The sequence below is a fragment of the Pseudomonas sp. JQ36 genome (assembly GCF_053851495.1).
Genome location: NZ_CM132642.1, coordinates 2223413 through 2242420 on the forward strand (window position 1 = coordinate 2223413; position 19008 = coordinate 2242420).

16 protein-coding genes are annotated in these 19008 nt (G+C 59.6%); 12 read left to right on the top strand and 4 right to left on the bottom strand.

Annotation, left to right across the window (positions count from 1 at the left end):
- Positions 1-56: 56 nt before the first annotated feature.
- The 4 genes from ACS4NR_RS09725 (at position 57) to yecR (ending at position 3765) form a co-directional block, all read left to right on the top strand.
- Complete coding sequence (locus ACS4NR_RS09725; protein WP_204896328.1) at positions 57-1433, top strand: cystathionine beta-synthase; 1377 nt, start codon at positions 57-59, stop codon at positions 1431-1433.
- Positions 1430-2602 carry a cystathionine gamma-synthase gene (locus tag ACS4NR_RS09730; RefSeq protein WP_041062583.1) on the top strand — a complete coding sequence of 391 codons (1173 nt, stop codon included), beginning with the start codon at positions 1430-1432 and terminating at the stop codon, positions 2600-2602. The genes ACS4NR_RS09725 and ACS4NR_RS09730 overlap by 4 nt, the downstream gene beginning before the upstream one ends.
- Positions 2603-3108: 506 nt before the next feature.
- Positions 3109-3423 carry a hypothetical protein gene (locus tag ACS4NR_RS09735; protein WP_027613061.1) on the top strand — a complete coding sequence of 105 codons (315 nt, stop codon included), beginning with the start codon at positions 3109-3111 and terminating at the stop codon, positions 3421-3423.
- A gap of 33 nt (positions 3424-3456) precedes the next feature.
- Positions 3457-3765 carry a YecR family lipoprotein gene (yecR, locus tag ACS4NR_RS09740; RefSeq protein ID WP_047598372.1) on the top strand — a complete coding sequence of 103 codons (309 nt, stop codon included), beginning with the start codon at positions 3457-3459 and terminating at the stop codon, positions 3763-3765.
- A 1-nt stretch (position 3766) separates the two neighbouring features.
- Here yecR and ACS4NR_RS09745 read toward each other — a convergent pair whose 3' ends face one another.
- Positions 3767-5392, bottom strand: a complete 1626-nt coding sequence (locus tag ACS4NR_RS09745) for an ATP-binding response regulator (RefSeq protein WP_456019876.1) — start codon at positions 5390-5392, stop codon at positions 3767-3769.
- A 113-nt stretch (positions 5393-5505) separates the two neighbouring features.
- Between ACS4NR_RS09745 and ACS4NR_RS09750 the strand changes: the two genes are divergently transcribed.
- The 3 genes from ACS4NR_RS09750 (at position 5506) to ACS4NR_RS09760 (ending at position 8741) form a co-directional block, all read left to right on the top strand.
- Positions 5506-6111 (top strand): response regulator transcription factor, encoded by a 606-nt coding sequence (locus ACS4NR_RS09750; RefSeq protein ID WP_204896323.1) that lies wholly within the window; start codon positions 5506-5508, stop codon positions 6109-6111.
- Positions 6112-6197: 86 nt separating this feature from the next.
- Positions 6198-8441, top strand: coding sequence for a hypothetical protein (locus tag ACS4NR_RS09755; RefSeq protein ID WP_456019877.1), 2244 nt, complete (start codon positions 6198-6200; stop codon positions 8439-8441).
- A gap of 105 nt (positions 8442-8546) precedes the next feature.
- The gene (locus tag ACS4NR_RS09760) at positions 8547-8741 is read left to right on the top strand and encodes a PLD nuclease N-terminal domain-containing protein (RefSeq protein ID WP_027613057.1); all 195 of its coding nucleotides are present in this window, start codon (positions 8547-8549) and stop codon (positions 8739-8741) included.
- Between the two features lie 96 nt (positions 8742-8837).
- Here ACS4NR_RS09760 and ACS4NR_RS09765 read toward each other — a convergent pair whose 3' ends face one another.
- On the bottom strand, positions 8838-9836 hold the full coding sequence (locus tag ACS4NR_RS09765) for a bile acid:sodium symporter family protein (protein WP_253150070.1): 999 nt from the start codon (positions 9834-9836) through the stop codon (positions 8838-8840).
- Positions 9837-9920: 84 nt separating this feature from the next.
- On the opposite strand from ACS4NR_RS09765, the gene ACS4NR_RS09770 reads away from it, so the two are divergent.
- The 4 genes from ACS4NR_RS09770 (at position 9921) to ACS4NR_RS09785 (ending at position 14526) form a co-directional block, all read left to right on the top strand.
- Entirely contained in the window at positions 9921-10709 is a 789-nt protein-coding gene (locus ACS4NR_RS09770) for an AraC family transcriptional regulator (protein WP_095136410.1), read from the top strand.
- A gap of 139 nt (positions 10710-10848) precedes the next feature.
- On the top strand, positions 10849-12561 hold the full coding sequence (locus ACS4NR_RS09775; RefSeq protein ID WP_456019878.1) for an amidase: 1713 nt from the start codon (positions 10849-10851) through the stop codon (positions 12559-12561).
- Between the two features lie 225 nt (positions 12562-12786).
- Positions 12787-13275 (top strand): hypothetical protein, encoded by a 489-nt coding sequence (locus tag ACS4NR_RS09780; RefSeq protein WP_456019880.1) that lies wholly within the window; start codon positions 12787-12789, stop codon positions 13273-13275.
- A gap of 273 nt (positions 13276-13548) precedes the next feature.
- Positions 13549-14526: a TerC family protein gene (locus ACS4NR_RS09785; RefSeq protein WP_456019882.1), complete on the top strand. Its 978-nt coding sequence runs from the start codon at positions 13549-13551 to the stop codon at positions 14524-14526.
- 780 nt (positions 14527-15306) lie between these two features.
- Here the strand turns inward: ACS4NR_RS09785 and ACS4NR_RS09790 are convergent.
- Positions 15307-16407 (bottom strand): polyamine ABC transporter substrate-binding protein, encoded by a 1101-nt coding sequence (locus ACS4NR_RS09790; protein ID WP_027613051.1) that lies wholly within the window; start codon positions 16405-16407, stop codon positions 15307-15309.
- Positions 16408-16703: 296 nt separating this feature from the next.
- Positions 16704-18125: a purine-cytosine permease family protein gene (locus ACS4NR_RS09795; protein ID WP_456019883.1), complete on the bottom strand. Its 1422-nt coding sequence runs from the start codon at positions 18123-18125 to the stop codon at positions 16704-16706.
- A 324-nt stretch (positions 18126-18449) separates the two neighbouring features.
- Here ACS4NR_RS09795 and ACS4NR_RS09800 point away from each other — a divergent pair, with 324 nt between their 5' ends.
- Complete coding sequence (locus ACS4NR_RS09800; RefSeq protein WP_456019884.1) at positions 18450-18935, top strand: flavin reductase family protein; 486 nt, start codon at positions 18450-18452, stop codon at positions 18933-18935.
- Positions 18936-19008: the final 73 nt, after the last annotated feature.

Below are 19008 nucleotides of genomic sequence, written 5' to 3' on the forward strand. Positions count from 1 at the left end.
CGCGAGCTTTTCCCCGCGAATGGAACGCGATCAACACCACTACAAGAGGTGAAGAAATGTCAAAGGATTCACGCCCTGCCGTACTTGGGCTGATCGGCAATACGCCGCTGGTACAAGTTACCCGCTTCGATACCGGCCTCTGCACACTGTTTCTCAAACTGGAATCACAAAACCCCGGCGGTTCGATCAAGGACCGCGTCGGTCTGGCGATGATCGATGCCGCTGAACGCGACGGCCGCCTGCAACCGGGTGGCACCATCGTCGAGGCCACCGCCGGCAACACCGGTCTGGGCCTGGCGCTGGTCGGCCGGGCCAAAGGCTACCGCGTGGTGCTGGTAGTCCCGGACAAGATGTCCACCGAGAAAGTCCTGCACTTGAAAGCCATGGGCGCCGAGGTGCACATCACCCGCTCGGACGTCGGCAAGGGCCACCCCGAGTATTACCAGGACGTGGCCGCACGACTGGCGAAAGACATTCCCGGCGCGTTCTTCGCCGACCAGTTCAACAACCCCGCCAACCCGCTGGCACACGAGTGCAGCACCGCGCCGGAGATCTGGGCGCAGACCGAGCATGATCTGGACGCGATCGTGGTTGGCGTCGGTTCCGCCGGCACACTGACCGGGCTGAGCCGCTTCTTCAAACGCGTACAGCCGGATCTGCAAATGGTCCTCGCCGACCCGGTGGGTTCGGTGATGGCTCAGTACAGCCGCGACGGCACCATGCCGACGCCCGGTTCGTGGGCGGTGGAAGGCATCGGCGAAGATTTCATTCCGTCGATCACCGACCTCAGCAGTGTGCGCCACGCGTACTCGATCAGCGACGAAGAAAGCTTCGACCACGCCCGCCAGTTGCTGCGCGCCGAAGGCATTCTCGGTGGCTCGTCGACCGGCACCCTGCTCGCCGCCGCGCTGCGTTACTGCCGCGAACAGACCGAGCCCAAGCGCGTGGTCAGCTTCGTCTGCGACACCGGCACGCGCTATCTGTCGAAGGTCTACAACGACCAGTGGATGACCGATCAGGGCCTGTTGCAGCGCAAGCGCTATGGCGACCTGCGCGATCTGATCGCCCGGCGTTTCGAGGATGGCCGGGTGATCAGCGTCGGCCCCGACGACACCCTGCTGACCGCGTTCCAGCGCATGCGTCTGGCGGATGTCTCGCAATTGCCGGTGCTGGTGGAAGGCAAACAACTGGTCGGCGTGATCGACGAATCCGACATCCTGCTGGCGGTGCACGAAGACGCCGCACGCTTCAGTCAATCGGTCTCCAGCGTGATGACCGACAAACTGCAAACCCTCGCCCCCGGTGCCAACCTCGCCGAACTGGAAGCGGTGCTCAGTCGCGGCCTCGTCGCGATCATCGCCGACGCCTCGGGCTTCCACGGCCTGATTACCCGCACCGACATGCTCAACCAATTACGGAGATCCCTCGCATGAGTCAGCACGACGATAAATCCCAAGGCTTCGCGACCCGGGTGATCCATGCCGGGCAAACGCCTGACCCGACCACCGGCGCGCTGATGCCGCCGATCTACGCCAACTCGACTTACCTGCAAGACAGCCCCGGCGTGCACAAGGGCTTCGACTACGGTCGCTCGCACAACCCGACGCGTTTTGCGCTGGAGCGTTGCGTGGCGGATCTGGAAGGAGGCACCCGGGCGTTTGCTTTCGCTTCCGGGCTGGCGACGATTTCCACCGTGCTCGAACTGATCGATGCCGGTTCGCACGTCATCTCCGGCAATGACTTGTACGGCGGCACGTTCCGCCTGTTCGACAAGGTCCGTCAGCGCAGTGCCGGGCATCGCTTCAGCTACGTCGATCTGACTGACCTGGCGGCATTCGAAGCGGCGCTGCAGGACGACACGCGCCTGGTGATTGTCGAATCACCGACCAACCCGTTGCTGAGCCTGTCGGATCTGGCCGCGATTGCGCGCATCTGTCGTGCACGCGGGATCATCAGCGTCGCCGACAACACCTTCGCCAGCCCGTATATCCAGCGCCCGCTGGAGCTGGGTTTCGACATCGTGCTGCACTCGACCACCAAGTACCTGAACGGTCACTCCGACGTGATCGGTGGTATCGCGGTGGTTGGGCAGAATGCCGAACTCGCGGACAAACTCGGCTTCCTGCAAAACGCGGTCGGCGCAATCTCCGGCCCGTTCGATGCATTCCTGACGTTGCGCGGGGTGAAAACCCTAGCGCTGCGCATGGAACGTCATTGCAGCAACGCGCTGGAACTGGCCAAGTGGCTGGAGCAGCAACCGCAGGTCAAACGCGTTTACTACCCAGGCCTGCCGTCGCACCCGCAACATGAGTTGGCCAAGCGGCAGATGCATGGTTTTGGCGGGATGATCTCGGTGGATCTAAACAGTGATCTGGAGGGCGCACGGCGCTTTCTGGAAAACGTGAAGATCTTTGCCCTGGCCGAGAGCCTGGGCGGTGTTGAAAGCCTGATCGAGCATCCGGCGATCATGACCCACGCGACCATTCCAGCTGAAACCCGCGCGAAACTGGGCATCGGCGATGGTCTGGTGCGTCTGTCGGTGGGGGTCGAAGATCTCGAAGACCTGCGCGCCGATCTGGCGTACGCGCTGACCAAAATCTGACCCTGCAACAACGACAAAGCCCGCAGCAATGCGGGCTTTGGTGTTCGAGTAGGCGGCCAGTGCTGGTCTCTGGCTTACAAGGTTTATCAGGCCTCTCACAGTACAAAAGCAACCATGGAAAAAGAGCGGTGCTTTGCTGCCTCACACGGCATAAGGGCTGGATCTCAGCGCGGAGATCTTTCTAACCGTGTACCCTTCGGAACGCGCCCCACGTCCCCTTGCTATCCGCTTGCGCATCAGTCTGCGTCTTCGCCTACACCTTTGAGGCTAGCAAAAGCCGTCGAGTCGCGGGCAGTGTTTTTAGACTGATTTCCTTTCTGCGCCCACCTGCAAGGAAGCGAAAAGACTATCGCCTGCGCAGTTCACTAGCACATTTGTGCTAATCGACCGCCCCGCCCCCCGGCGTTATATTCCCTCGCAACCCCCGATGCTCCCCAACATTGCCGCTGTGCAGTGCGCGGGATCGTCGTGCCTGGAAATCAGAACAACACCAAGGAAGAAACACCATGAAACTGCATTCCAATCTGTGCAAAGTGGCGATCGTCAGCGCTTTGTTGCTTGGCGCCAGCGGCTGCCAGACCGCCAAACCCACCGAAGCCAGCATGAAAGAGCGCGCGCAGACGGTCATCGGTAAACCGGTGTCGAAAATCGACAACATCCGCAGCGACAGCACCCTCACCTACTACACCGCGTATACCCCGGCCGGCGAGTACAACTGCGAATTGCCCAGCGGCGCGATTATCGCCGTGGCGAGCATGGGCATCATGACCCCGCCGCTGTCGTGCCTGCCCAAAGGCGCCTCGCCAATTCCGTTCCAGTAATCCCTCTTCCCCGGTAAAGGACTACGTTCCATCATGAAAACCCTGCTCGCAACTCTCACCCTCACCGCCCTCGCCCTGACGGGCTGCGCCACACCCAAACAGTGGGAAGCCACCGGCGGCAGCAAGAACGACGGCGTGGTTCAGGTCTCCTATGAACTGGGCCAGTTTGAAAGCGGCCAGACCAGCGCCGCACAAGGCCTGACCGTCGCCTCAGAGCGCTGCAAAACCTGGGGCTACAAGAATGCCGAGGTGACCGGCTCGGAGAAAAACATTTGCCGCACCATGGGCCAGTACAACTGCCTGCAAACCACCATCACTCAAGACTACCTCTGCAAGCGCTGAGTCAAACCTGCTCGGCCGGCTCGGTTTGCCGGTCGCGCAGGGCCCGCAAGGTCGCGCGCAGCTCGGCCGGGCGTACCGGTTTGGACAGGATGGCAATTTGGCGGTCGTGCAAGGCCGCCTGTATTTTCTCGATGTCATGCCCGGTGATGATCATCGCCGGCACCGCAAAACCACGCTGGCGCCGCACCTCGTCAATGCACTCGATGCCCGTGGCATGCGTACCCAGATCGTAATCGGCGACGATGATGTCGCAATCGGTGACCAGCCCCTGCCCGCTCAACTCGCCCTGCACCACGCAGCCCCAGCGCTCGAGCAGCGCCGACGTTGCCAGCAACACGTTGCGATCATCCTCCACCAGACACACCTTCAGCCCGGTCAGCAGGCCGGCCTGCCGCACATCGTCACGCATGGCCGGCATCTGCGGCGCCACGGCCACCGGCAAGCCATACAGGGTGACCGCCGTGCCGCGCCCAAGCTGCGAGCGCAAGGCCACATCGACGCCGATCAACTGCCCCAGACGCTTGACGATCGACAACCCGAGGCCGACGCCTTCCACGTCCTTGTCACGCACCTGGCGCACCCGATAAAACTCCTCGAAGACCATCGGCAGATGCTCCTCGGCAATACCGTTGCCGCGGTCATAAATCACGATGGCCAGCCCGGTGCCGCGTTTGCGCACGCCGATCAGCACCGGGCGTTGCGCGCCGTATTTGAAGCAATTGGAAAGCACGTTCTGCACCATGGTTGCGAGCAACGCCGGATCGCTCTGTACCCAGTGCTCACAGGGGCGCAGACGCAACTCCACGCCGGCCCAGCGCGCCGCCTCGGCGTTCTGGCGGATCAGGTCGGCCAGCCACTCGCCAAGATTGAACACCTGCAACCTGGGCAAAATACGCCCGTTGTCGAGGGTGTAGAGGTCAAGAATCGAACGGAACAACTGCGAGACGTTGAGCAGCGAACGGTCGATGTTGTCGACCAGTTGCCGCTCCTGCTCGCCCAGCCGCGATTCACGCAGGCACGCGGTGAACAGACCGATGGAGTGAATCGGCTGGCGCAGATCATGGCTGGCCTGAGCGAGAAACCGCGACTTTTCCAGATTGGCCGCGACCGCCTCTTCGGAGGCCTTGCGCGTGCGCTCCAGCAGCAAGTGTGCGTAGAACGGGATCACCGTGCTGGTGAGCATCAACATCAGCACCATGTACGGTTGCGCCTGCCACACCGGCGTCAACCGATAGACCGCCAGCAACGCCAGCAGCGCCAACCCCGTGGCAATCGCCAGATAGCGCGAGCCATAGCGCATGCCGTTGCCCAGGTTGACCCAGATGATCACCGCGTACAGCGGCAACGCCGCTTCACCGCCCAGCACCAGGCCGAAACAGGTACCGGTGTAATCGTGGACCATCGCGAAAATCCGCCGCGCCGGGTAATGCCCCGGCCAGCTTGCAATGGCCTGGCGCAAGACAATCGACGCCAGCAGAAACAGCGAGATGTAGATCACCACCGGCAGATAGGTATCGAAGCGCTGCCCCGGCAATACGCCCAGCACGCAGATGTAAACCATGGCAATGCCGGCGATGATGATCCGCAGATTGGCCTGATCCAGCTCGGTGTTTTTCTCGAACTTCATGGGCAACGTCCTTGTGCGACAGTCGTCAGATTCAGCAACGGTCGGCAGGCAATCTGCGTTTGCGGTGCTAAGGTGCATGCCGTAAACCACGCTGATCCAGGGAGGGTCACGTCATGACATGCCGCATCATCATAGCCGACGATCACCCGTTGTTTCGCGAGGCCATGTTGCGCACCGTGCAGCGCCTGCTGCCCGAGGCGACTATCGAGGAGGCCGGAGACCTCGACGCCGTGCTGGCCTTGCTGCCCGACGGCAGCGAGCCGGACACGTTGATTCTCGACCTGCGCTTCCCCGGCCTGACCTGCATCAGCCAACTCGCCGAACTGCGCCGAAAACTGCCGCGCACCACGCTGATTGTGGTGTCGATGGTCGACGACGAGACGTTGATCGGTGAGGTGATGGCAGCCGGCGTCGACGGTTTCATCGGCAAGAACATCGCCCCGGATGAGATCGGCGAGGCGATTCTGGCGATCCGCGAAGGCGAAGTGCTGGTCAGGTTCGCCCCTTCCGGGCTGCTGCCGCTGGAGACCGGCACCGCCCTCACCCCGCGTCAGCAGGATGTGCTGCGGCTGATCGCCCAAGGCAAGACCAACAAAGAGATTGCCCGGGAACTGGATATCTCGCCGTTCACCGTGCGCATCCATGTGTCGTCATTGCTGCGCACGCTCAACGTGCCGTCGCGGGCAGCCGCTGCGGTGAAATATTCGGGAGGTGGGTAGCCCTCACGCACATGCACGCCTCCCCCCAAAAAAACACGGCCCTGCCGTAAATCCGACCTTTTTCACGCTGAGCCCTTCATTCGATCATGTCTCGCCTATCCGATTACACCGACGAAGCAATCCTCGAGATCATCCATGCCGCCGGCTACAAACGGCTCAGCGGCACACACAAAAATGGCCAATCCGTTCATGAGGTTCTTCACTCGTGCGGGATGGTGAACTTGAAGAACTCCAAAACGTTAGTCAGCGATAAACGCGGCTGCGCTTTCATTCCCTGCCATGAGCGCGGCAAGTTGAGCCTCTTGTATCTGAAGTCCATCGCTCGGGAACAGGGACTCGATGACGTGACGCACGCCCTTGAAGGGAGCGTGCCACTGAGTCATTTGAAAATCTCTGCCGGTGACACATTGCATTGGCGCAAGGGCAATCTGACGATGACCCAGAGCTGGAGCGTCGTTCGTTCGCGTGCATTGTCTTCAAAGAAAGGGACATTCTTCCAACCGGACGAGACCCGAAGAAAGATGCCGTCCCCGGTGCTCACGCGTTCAACGCTTGAGGAGATCTGCGCGCCCAAAGGCCTTGTTCCTCCGCACCAGACTCCTGCTCGGCGAATGCAAAAGGTCGATTACGTTCATAGCGTCTGCGGCAAAAAAGTTACGCTCAGGTTCAGCGAACTCGACAGTTGGGATGCCACCCGCTGCCCCCACTGCAATCCGTTCAAACGCGCCGCGCTTCTGGCCTTCAACGCATTCCTTGCGGATGTGGAAATGACTTTCGACGGCACTCTGCAACTGCTCGAAGGGAAATCGCAGGTCAATCGCAGCCAGTCCCTGTCGATCACTTGCACCGTTTGTCATCAACACAATGCGCGCAAAAGTTACGACCTGATCCGGTACCGCGGTTTCACCTTTTGCGACAATCCGCACTGTCGCAACACGTATTTGCCTGAAGACCGGATTGGCGAAAACGACCAGTACTACATTGATCTGTTGCGCGACAGAGGCATCAGGAACTTCGCCGATGGACAAAAGCTGTTTCCCAGGGCGATGCGCTATCTGCGCTACCCCTCGAACACCTCCGGCAATGACGCAGACAAACTGACACGCAAGTACGAGATCGTGCAGCAAGCGTTGGACCTGCCCTCGAATGCCCGTCCCACCGAGTACACCGAGCAGCAATTGCGCGGGTTTTTCCAGACCGAAATCGATCACGGCGCGACGACCATCGGCCACATCCGGGCGAAGTTGCCCAACAGCGTCAACAACTTCATCACTCGCCGCAGAAATGCCGGAGACTTTATCCACCATCGCGTCCTCGCCGACATGGACATTCGCTTCAAGCGCAGCTACGAAATTGCCACGCTGCAAGACGCGCTTGAATGCGTACGCGATACCAAGTGCCTGAGTTGGGGGGAGTTCGTTTCGCGCTATCCAGGTGCGAGTGAAAGCATTATCGCGCAAGGCTTCAAAGAGGGAGTCATGGCCTCTTATGGCTGGATCCCGCTGGTCAACTATTCGCGCCTGACAGATCAGGCAATTCTGGACAAGGCCAACGAACTTTGTCAGGACGAAAAGCTCGACAGCCTGAGTCAACTGGAGCGCAGTTACAGCAGTCTTATCCTTAATATTCGCGAGCGCGGCCTGATGGGCGATCTCTGCGCAAAAATGGGCTTTCAGCTGCCTGCCGTATGGCAAGGCAAAAGCCTCGACGATATTGCGCAGCATATTCGCGACTCAGGGTTTACATCGTCTTCGGACTGGCACGCGTCTTCATCCGGGTCCTACAAGTACGCCGCCAGCCAGAACTGGGTCAGGGAAATCTCGAAGCTGTTCAACTGGGGTCAATTCAAAGGGCTGAACGGCTTTCGCTATGACTCTCTGCCAGAAACGATCGTGGCCAACATGCTGCACTTGGCGGACTACGACTTTGTCGATCATCCGCCAATCACCCGTTTCCCCGGCTATGGCGGAGGTCGGGCGATGGCCGATTTCCTCATCGACGCGGCGCCGCTCTGGATCGAGGTTTGGGCCTATCGCACCGAAGATGTGGTGAGGTATGCAAAATTCGTAGATTACCCGGCAAAACGCAAATACAAGGAACAGGGCTATCAGGCCCATGCAATGCCGCTATGCAGTCTGGAAGGCGGCTTGTTTTACCGGCCTCACACCCTCGACGGTATCGCTTACCGCCGCGGAATGAGCAGTTTTGTCCGGCATGCCTGCCAGCGCCTGACAGAGCACGGGTTTCCCATCACCTATACCCAGGATCTGCTGACCGAACTCAGGCAATCGGTGCAGGGCCAGAGTGACTCGCCGGTCATCGGGATGTGATATCAAACAGGTGTTCTGTCTGCCGGGGGGCCGCACAAGGGGTGAAAGAAAATGAACCCTGTGGCCATCAGCTCACCTAACTGAAAGACCATCAGGAGGTAGCCCATGCAAATTGAACCCGTCTGGATCGTACTCGCCGTCGTTCTTGTGATCGTTGAATTGTGGGCGATCAACCGCGTGCGCAAGAGCGCAGGCAAAGGCAGCAACAAAGGCGTGTGGATTATCGCCATTGTGTTTGTGCCGTTGTTTGGCCTGATTGCCTGGGCATTGGCCGGGCCGAAACACGTGACTCAGGATTGACACATCCTCTGTAGGAGCTGCCGCAGGCTGCTATCTTTTGATCTTGAAAGTCAAAAGATCGCAGCCTGCGGCAGCTCCTACAAAGAATGCAGTTTTTTATGGATCTACCTGCGCCATCAACTCCGGCACCGATTCCGGCCGTTTCGCGTAACGCTGCGCCAACACCGCGCAGACCATCAGTTGAATCTGATGGAACAGCATCAGCGGCAGAATCAACACGCCAATCGTGCTGCCGGCAAACAGTACCTGCGCCATCGGCACGCCGGTGGCCAGGCTCTTCTTCGAGCCGCAGAACAGAATGGTGATGCGGTCTTCCTGGCTGAAGCCAAACGCCTTGCCCAGCAGGGTCGACGCCAACAGCACCAGCGCCAGCAGGATGCAGCAGACCAGCACCAGCCCCAGCAGATCGACCAGCGGAATCTGGTGCCAGATACCTTCGTTGACCGCCTCGCTGAATGCGCCGTACACCACCAGCAGAATCGAACCCTGATCGACAAACTTCAGCCAGTTCTTGTTGCGCCCCACCCATGCGCCGATCCAGCGCCGAGCGATCTGCCCGGCAATGAACGGCAGCAGCAATTGCACGCTGATCTTCAGAATCGCATCGAGGGTCGAACCGCCGTCACCGTGCACATCCAACAACAGCGTCACCAGCAACGGCGTAAGGAAGATCCCGAACAGGCTCGACGCCGCCGCACTGCAGATCGCTGCCGGAATATTGCCTCGGGCCAGCGAAGTGAAGGCAATCGCCGACTGCACGGTGGCCGGCAACGCGCAGAGATACAGCATGCCCATGTACAGCTTGTCGCCGATCAGCGGTGAGAGCAGCGGTTTCAGCGCCAGGCCGAGGAGCGGGAACAGCACAAACGTCAGGCCGAACACCAACAGATGCAAGCGCCAGTGGCCGGCCCCGGCGATGATCGATTCACGCGACAGCTTGGCGCCGTGGAGGAAAAACAGCAGCGCGATGGCGATGTTGGTCAGCCAGCCGAACCCGACTGCGACCTGACCGCTGGCCGGCAGAAAACTGGCCAGCAGCACGACGCCGATCAGGGTCAGGGTGAAGTTGTCGGGCAGGAATCTTGGGCGGGTCATGGTTTGCTCATCCGGGGGTTGCCAGTACGTGACTGCGACTCTAACGTGAGCAGAAATTACCGACTAACGCCGAAGAGCCAACAGATGCCGCCTAAAGGACATGAGAAAAGCTTCCGGCGCAGCATTCCCGGGCTGCCCAGCCTGCCACGTCCGCTGTACGGGCGCACCGAATCGCTGCCCAATCGCGCCCTGACCCGGCGTCACAGTCACCCGTGGGTGCAGTTGTCGTATGCGATTCAGGGCGTGCTCGAAGTGCAGACCAGCGCCGGGCGTTTCGTCGCGCCACCGGAGCGCGCAGTGTGGATTCCGGCGGGCGTGCCGCACCGTGTGTTCAGCTCGCCGCACACCGAAATGCGCAGTTTGTATATCGATTGCAGCGTGGCCGGCTGGGCGCTTGAGCGCTGTCATGTGCTGGGCGTCAGCGACCTGCTGCGCGAGCTGATTCGCGCGTTCAGCCTGGTTCCGGTGGAATACGACGAGACCGGCGCGCATGGCCGCCTGGCTCAGGTGATCCTCGATCAACTGGCCGAAGCGCCGCAGATCGACCTGATGCTGCCGCTGCCGCAGGACAGCCGTCTGCGGCAGATCTATCAAAGCCTGGAGCAACATCCGGAACAGCAGACCACCCTGAACCATTGGAGCGAAAAATTCGGCGTCACCGAGAAAACCCTCAGCCGGCTGTTTTTACGCGACACCGGTCTGACCTTCCGCGCTTGGCGCCAGCGCTTGCGTCTGTTGGGTGCGCTGACTCCACTGGAACGCGGCGAACGCGTCACCGACGTGGCTCTGGCCTGCGGTTATGACTCGACCTCGGCCTTCATCGCGGCCTTTCGGCAGCAGTTTGGCGAGACACCGGGGGAATTTTTTCGCTGAGTTTTGTCGATATTTATCGAATTAGCACATGCCATTCGGCAAAGTTCAGGGTAGAGTTTCGTCCATACGCAATTTTCTACACGTCTCGACCATAACCATAATGATCCACCCCTTTAGCGAACCTGTCGGCGGTAACAGCATGATCGAAGTCACTGAAGTCTCCATTGCTCAATTACGCGCGGCGCTCGAAGCCGGCCAGACCACCGCGGTTGAACTGGTGCAGGCCTATCTGTCCCGGATCGACGCCTACGACGGCCCGAACACCGCCACCGCACTGAATGCCGTGGTGGTGCGCAATCCCGAAGCACTGGCCGAAGCCCGGGCGTCCGACGCGCGCCGGGCCAAGGGCGAAATCCTCGGCCCGCTGGATGGTATCCCTTACACCGCCAAGGACAGCTATCTGGTCAAGGGTCTGACCGCTGCTTCCGGCAGCCCGGCCTTCGCCGATCTGGTGGCGCATCGCGACGCCTTCACAATCGAACGCCTGCGCGGCGCCGGGGCGATCTGCCTGGGCAAGACCAACATGCCGCCGATGGCCAATGGCGGCATGCAGCGTGGCGTCTATGGTCGTGCGGAGAGCCCGTATAACGCTGCTTATCTGACTGCACCGTTTGCTTCCGGCTCGTCCAACGGTGCCGGCACCGCCACCGCCGCGAGTTTCTCGGCGTTCGGTCTGGCGGAAGAAACCTGGTCAAGCGGCCGCGGCCCGGCGTCGAACAACGGTTTGTGCGCCTATACGCCGTCGCGCGGGGTGATCTCGGTGCGCGGCAACTGGCCGCTGACGCCGACCATGGACGTGGTGGTGCCGTACGCCCGGACCATGGCCGACCTGCTTGAAGTGCTCGACGTGGTGGTCGCCGAAGACCCCGATACCCGTGGCGATCTGTGGCGCCTGCAGCCGTGGGTACCGATCCCGAGCGTTGCTTCGGTACGCCCGGCCTCCTACGCCGAACTGGCGGTAAAGTCCGATGCACTGGCCGGTAAACGCCTCGGTGTACCGAAGATGTACATCAACGCCGACCCTGAAGCCGGCACCAGCGAAGCACCGGGCATCGGCGGCCCGACCGGGCAGCGCATCAACACCCGCCCTTCGGTGATCGACCTGTGGAAACAGGCCCGCGCCGCCCTGGAAGCGGCCGGTGCCGAAGTCATCGAAGTGGATTTCCCGCTGGTCTCCAACTGCGAAGGCGACCGTCCCGGCGCACCAACCGTGTTCAATCGCGGCATCGTCTCCAAGGAATTTCTGCACCACGAACTGTGGGATCTGTCGGCATGGGCCTTCGATGATTTCCTGCGCGCCAACGGCGATCCGAAGCTCAATCGCCTGGCCGATGTCGACGGGCCAAAAATCTTCCCGCACGACCCGGGCACCCTGCCCAACCGTGAAGGCGACCTGGCCGCCGGCATGGACGAATACGTGCGCATGGCCCAACGCGGGATCACTCCGTGGGACCAGATCCCGACCCTGCCGGACGGTCTGCGCGGTCTGGAAAAGACCCGCAAGCTTGATCTGGAAGACTGGATGGATGCGCTGAAACTCGACGCGGTGCTGTTCCCGACCAACGCCGACGTCGGCCCGGCGGATGCCGATATCAATCCGGTATCGGCGGACATCGCCTGGAGCAATGGCGTCTGGGTCGCCAACGGCAATCTGGCGATCCGGCATCTCGGTGTGCCGACTGTCACTGTGCCGATGGGGATCATGGCCGACATCGGCATGCCGGTTGGTCTGACTTTCGCCGGTCGTGCTTACGATGACTCGAGTCTGTTGCGTCTGGCCTCGGCTTTTGAGGCTACGGGATCGAAGCGTCAGGTGCCGCCGCGCACTCCGCCGTTGGCTGCCCGCAAGTAACAAGGTGGGTTGGATTGAGGCTCGAAAGGGTCTCAATCCGCTTTCGGCGGCCTTGCCCTGTCACTCATCTCTGCATCAATACAACCCTGCCAACACACTCTCCCATAACTGGCAACTGACAGTTCTGACAGTAGCGGTCGAACAGGACGGCGAGTAACGTTCTCGCTTGATAGACTTTCCATTTGGAAAATCCCTGAAACCGTTCAGCACTGAAGGAACGCAAACATGAGCAATGCCATTCTGCTTAAACAACATGGCGTCGATGAAGACTTGAAGCCATTACTCATAGAAGTAGAAGAACAACCCGTTGGCAAATACTACAAGGCCGAATTCAATCCTGATTTTCCGCCCATTCCGAGTTTCAGGCCGGAGCTGTTTATTTATGCATCCTTGGTTCCCGGATCAGTCAGCATCATCGGCCGATATCACGAAGCAGACGTTTTTTACCAGATTACTATCATCATTGATCAGAAGCTCGAAAGTGGCACATATCCAATTAAGAAAGGTGACGAAAGCCCTGTGCGTGCCAGCGTCATTGCTTCTGGAGGGATCATTTCGAGTGACAACGGCGAAATCAAACTTAAGCGAGACGACAAAAACAAATCAATATACGCAGAGTTTGATTTCCAAATAGAGTCCGGTGGCACGCCGCACAAAGTAAAAGGCAGATTAGAACTGCTGGCGTCGGGTCCTCTTGACAAACCTGCACAATAAAAAGTCAGTCGCAGTGACATATTAATGCCAAACGGGTAGGTGCCTGCCCGCAGTGTTTGGCAACTCTGCCTTCCCAATTAACTCGCACTGAAATTTCTCTCGTATAAACGCATCAATGCCGCTTGCCATTGCAAAGATGCCTGCCGCAAAAAACGCCAGACACTTCGTTTTTATCGAACTTTGCCTCAGGAATATACGATTTTTCCTTGGCATTCACTCCTCGCTAGCATGTCCCGGTCTGCCTCCAACGACATAAAAGACAGGGAGATTGCCATGCCCACTGACAATATCAATATCGGCGAACCGTGGATGTGGGGCGCGTTTATCGTCTTCGTCCTCGCCATGCTTGCACTGGACCTGTTCGTCTTCGGCGGACGCAAGGCACACCGCGTTTCAGTGCGGGAAGCATCCTGTTGGGTGATCGCCTGGTGCGCACTGGCCTTGGCCTTCGCCGGATTGCTCTGGTGGTACTTGAACGGCGAGTTCGGCGCCGAAATTGCCCAACGCAAGACGCTGGAATTCCTCACCGGTTATTTGATCGAGCAGTCACTGTCGATCGACAACATGTTCGTCTTCGTGATGATCTTCAGCTACTTCGCCGTACCACCGGAATTGCAGCGCCGGGTGCTGCTGTACGGCGTACTCGGGGCGATCGTGATGCGCGCGGCGATGATCTTCGCCGGGGTGTGGCTGGTGTCGCAGTTCGAGTGGCTGTTGTATGCCTTCGGGGTGTTCCTGATCATTACCGGGATCAAGATGCTGATGTTCGCCGAGCAACAACCGGACCTCGAAAAAAACCCGCTGCTGCGCTGGGTGCGCGGGCACATGCGGATCACGCAGGGCTTTCATGGCGAGCGCTTTTTCGTGCTGCAGAACGGCGTGCGCTGGGCCACGCCGATGTTCCTCGTGCTGGTGCTGATCGAGGCCAGCGACCTGATGTTCGCGGTCGACAGCATCCCGGCGATCTTCGCCGTCACCACCGACCCGTTCATTGTCTTCACCTCGAACATCTTCGCGATCATGGGCCTGCGCGCGCTGTACTTCCTGCTGGCGGACATGGCCGACCGCTTTCATTTGCTCAAGTATGGACTGGCGATTGTGTTGGTGTTCATCGGCGGCAAGATGACGCTGATGCCGTGGTTTCACATGCCGGTGGAGTGGTCGCTGGCGGTGGTGGGCGGGGTGATTCTGGGGTCGGTGGTGTTGAGTCTGATCGTCACTCGCAAGGAAGACCTCCAACGCACCGAATGACACAACATCTGCAGGCGTGAGCCTGCTCGCGATGGCGGCGTGACATTAATGAAAATGTCAGCTGATCGGACGCCTTCGCGAGCAAGCCCGCTCCCACAGTGGATTGACGGTGAATGAAAGATCTGCGACTAGCCGAGAACCAGGGTGGGAGTGGGCTTGCTCACGAAGACGCCGGCACATCCAGCATCAATGTTGGCTGACACGACGCATCGCGAGCAGGCCCACTCCTACAGTGGATTGACGGTGAATGAAAGATCTGCGACTAGCCGAGAACCAGGGTGGGAGTGGGCTTGCTCACGAAGACGGCGGCACATCCAGCATCAATGTTGGCTGACACGACGCATCGCGAGCAGGCTCACTCCCACAGTGGATAGGCGGTGGATGAAGGATCTGCGATTAGCCAAGATCCAGGGTGGGAGTGGGCTTGCTCACGAAGGGGCCGGTACATCCAGCATCAATGTTGGCTGACACGACGCATCGTGAGCAGGCCCACTCCTACAGTGGATAGGCGGTGGATGAAGGATCTGCGATTAGCCAAGATCCAGGGTGGGAGTGGGCTTGCTCACGAAGGGGCCGGCACATCCAGCATCAATGTTGGCTGACACGACGCATCGCGAGCAGGCCCACTCCTACAGTGGATTGGCGGTGGATGAAGGATCTACGATTAGCCAAGATCCAGGGTGGGAGTGGGCTTGCTCACGAAGACGCCGGTACATCCAGCATCAATGTTGGCTGACACGACGCATCGTGAGCAGGCCCACTCCTACAGGGACCGTGTTGTTACTTGTCGGACTTGATGCTGGTCCACACCCGCGTGCGTACGCGTTCGAGTTTTTGCGGTAGTGGCTGGACGACATAGAGGGTTTTCAGGGCCTCAGGCGTTGGCGTCAGGTTCGGGTTGCCGGTGATGTCTTTGTTCACCAGCGGCATCGAGTCCTTGTTCACGTTCGGGTAGCCGAGGAAATCACTGATCGGCGCAATGACTTTTGGATCGAGCAAGGTGTTGAGGAACTCATGCGCCTCTTCGACATTCTTCGCGCTTTTCGGAATGGCGAAAGTATCAAACCAGATCGGCGCGCCTTCCTTCGGCAAGCGCCAGTCAACCACCACACCGTTACCCGCCTCTTTCGCACGGTTGCCGAACTGATAGAAGCTGCCGGAGTAACCGATGGCCACGCAGATGTCGCCATTGGCGATGTCGGTCATGTACTTGGCCGAGTTGAAATAAGTCACGTACGGACGAATCTTCAGCATCAGGTCCTTGGCCTTTTCATAGTCGGCCGGGTTCTGGCTGTTCGGGTCGAGGCCGAGATAATGCAGGGCCAGCGGCAAAATTTCCGACGGCGAGTCGAGCATCGCCACGCCGCAGGATTTGAGCTTCTCCATGTTCTCCGGCTTGAACACCAGATCCCAGCTGTCGACCGGCGCGTTGTCGCCGAGCGCTGCCTTGACCTTGGCCGGGTTGAAGCCAATCAGCACCGTGCCGTACATGTAAGGCACGCCGTACTGGTTGCCGGGGTCGTTGGCATCGAGCAGTTTGAGCAGCGCCGGATCCTGGTGGCTCCAGTTCGGCAGTTTCGACTTGTCGAGTTTCTGGAACACCCCGGCCTTGATCTGGGTGTCGATGAACTGGTTCGACGGTACTACCAGGTCGTAACCGGAGTTGCCGGTGAGCAACTTGGCTTCCAGCGATTCGTTGGTGTCGAAGGTGTCCCAGGTCACTTTGATGCCGGTCTTCGCGGCGAAATCCTTGGGCACCGACGGCAGAACGTAATCCGCCCAGTTGTAGACCCGCAGCTCGCGCTGCTCGGCGTGTACCGCGCTGGCCAGCAGCGTCAGCCCACACACGGTGGCACCCAGAATGCGTTTCATCGTGACCATGGTTGTTTCCCCGGATTGCGACGTGAGATCGATGGTTTTTATGTTCTGTACACGGCAGCGGCTGCAAAGATAGCCAAGGGCAAGGAAGGTTCAGCGTTTCGTTATGGCTTTGATTCTTGCCGACCGCGGGGCCGCGGCACAGTGGTTGACGGGCCAAAAGGGGATCGAAATGGCCAATTTGAATGTCCGCTGGAATGCGGAGTCTGGGAGGAGATCAATTGTAGTGAGGGGATTTATCCCCGATGGGTCGCGAAGCGGCCCCCTTTACATCTCAAAGGGCGCCGCACTCGCTGACTTCACGACTGCTTCGCAGCCGATCGGGGATAAATCCCCTCGCCACGTTGCTTCTGCGTCTGCCCGCGTGTGGCGAGGCAGTAATACAACGGCACCGTCACCACCAGGCCGAACAGCCATGACAGATCGGCGCCGTCGACCAGATTGGCGTACGGCCCGACGTACAGCGACGTATTGGCGAACGGCAGTTGCACAATGATCCCGATGAAATAGGCAATGATCGCGTGCAGATTGAAGCGCCCGTAAATGCCGCCGTCCGCGCGAAAAATCGAGCTGATGTCATAGCTGCCGCGCTTGATCAGGTAGAAGTCGATCAGGTTGATCGACGCCCACGGCACCAGCACCAGCAGCAACGCCAGAATCAGCCCGATGAACTGCGAAATGAAATCCGCCGAGGCCCCCAGCGCTACCACGCAGCAACCCGCCAGCACCACACTCGACAACACCACGCGCACTTTGACGCTCGGCGTCCACTGACTGGCAAAGGTCTGGATCGAGGTGATGATCGACAGCACTGCGCCGTACAGATTCAACGCGTTGTGACTGATGATGTTGAGCAGAAACAGCACCATCAGAATCGGCCCGAGCCATCCGGTGGACTGCTTGACCGCGGCCATCGCCTCGGTGCCTTCCGGCGTTGCCAGTACCGCCACGGCGCCGAAGCTGAACGACAGAATCGTCCCCAGCGTCGCCCCCAGATAAGTGGCCCAGAACGGTTTGGCGATACCGATATCCGCCGGCAGATAACGCGAATAATCGGACACGTACGGCGAGAAGCTGATCTGCCAGATGATCCCCAGCGACACCGTCGCCAGCCAGCCCGACAGGTTGAAACTGCCGCGCGTCAGGAAGTCTGCCGGCAAGTCGTGGGCGAAGATGTAGATGAAACCGGCGAGCAGCGCGCCGCCCATCACCCAGGTGCCGATGCGGTTCAGCGTGTGGATGAAGTTGTAGCCGATCACGCCAATCGCCGTGGCCGCCAGTGCGCCGATCAAAATGCTCAGCGATGCCGGCACTGACGGTGCGATGCCGACAATCGATTTACCGGCAAGCACGATGTTGGAAATGAAAAAACCGATGTAGATCAGCGCCGCAAAGAACACGATCAACAATGCGCCGTAGCGCCCGAACTGACCGCGACTCTGAACCATTTGCGGAATGCCCATGCGCGGGCCCTGCGCCGACGCCAGAGCGATCACCACGCCGCCGATCAGGTGCCCCAGCGCAATCGCCATCAGCCCCCAGAGCAAGTCGAGATGGAACACCTGAACCACCATGGCGCCGGTGACGATGGGCAGTGGCGCGATGTTGGTGCTGAACCATAAAGTGAAAAGGTCGCGGGCCTTCCCGTGGCGTTCCGCGAGTGGGACGTAGTCGACCGTGTGATTCTCGATCAACGGATCTTGCCGGGACATCTGGGACATATGCATGAACTCGAGTTTGTCTGTTCTTATCTTTGTATGAAGCCAAACCGGGGGGACTCTGCGGCCGCCCCTCAGATGCAGACCATATTATGGTATTCCAAACATTTCACAAGACTGATCCGTAGTTTACGGCGCCGTCTGATACGCCATCCTCACTGATACCGCGGCCTGCAGGCCAGCCGAAAGCCCAATAAACGCTGAGTTTCCGACGAAAGCACCACGTTTATCGGTTCAGCCTAAAAGCCCTTGCAAAGAAAAAATACTGGTATACCATCAGACCAACAAATACATAAAAATCGCGTCACAACACCCGAGGACCGTCCAATGATCGATGCTGCCATCTACAAACAAGTCATGGGCTCGTTTCCGTCCGGCGTCACAGTCATCACCACGCTGGAGGATGACGGTCAGATCGTCGGCCTCACCGCCAGCGCCTTCAGTTCACTGTCGATGGACCCGGCCCTGGTGCTGTTCTGCCCCAACTACAGCTCCGACTCCTACCCTGTGCTGATCAAGAACAAACGCTTCGCGATCCACGTCCTGTCCGGCGGCCAGCAAAGCGAAGCCTACGCCTTCGCCCGCAAAGGCAAGGACAAGGCGCAGGGCATCGAGTGGACATTGAGCGAGCTGGGCAACCCGATCCTGGCCAATGCGACGGCTATCATCGAGTGTGAGTTGTGGCGCGAATACGAAGGCGGTGACCACGCGATCATGGTCGGCGCGGTAAAGAATCTGATCGTCCCGGAGCAGCACGCCGGGCCGCTGGTGTATTGCCACGGCAAGATGGGCGCCCTGCCCGTTCTGGCCTGAGCAAAATTTCAGCCCCACACAAATTCACTGTGGGAGGGGGCTTGCTCCCGAAGGCGATGTGTCAGCCACCAGA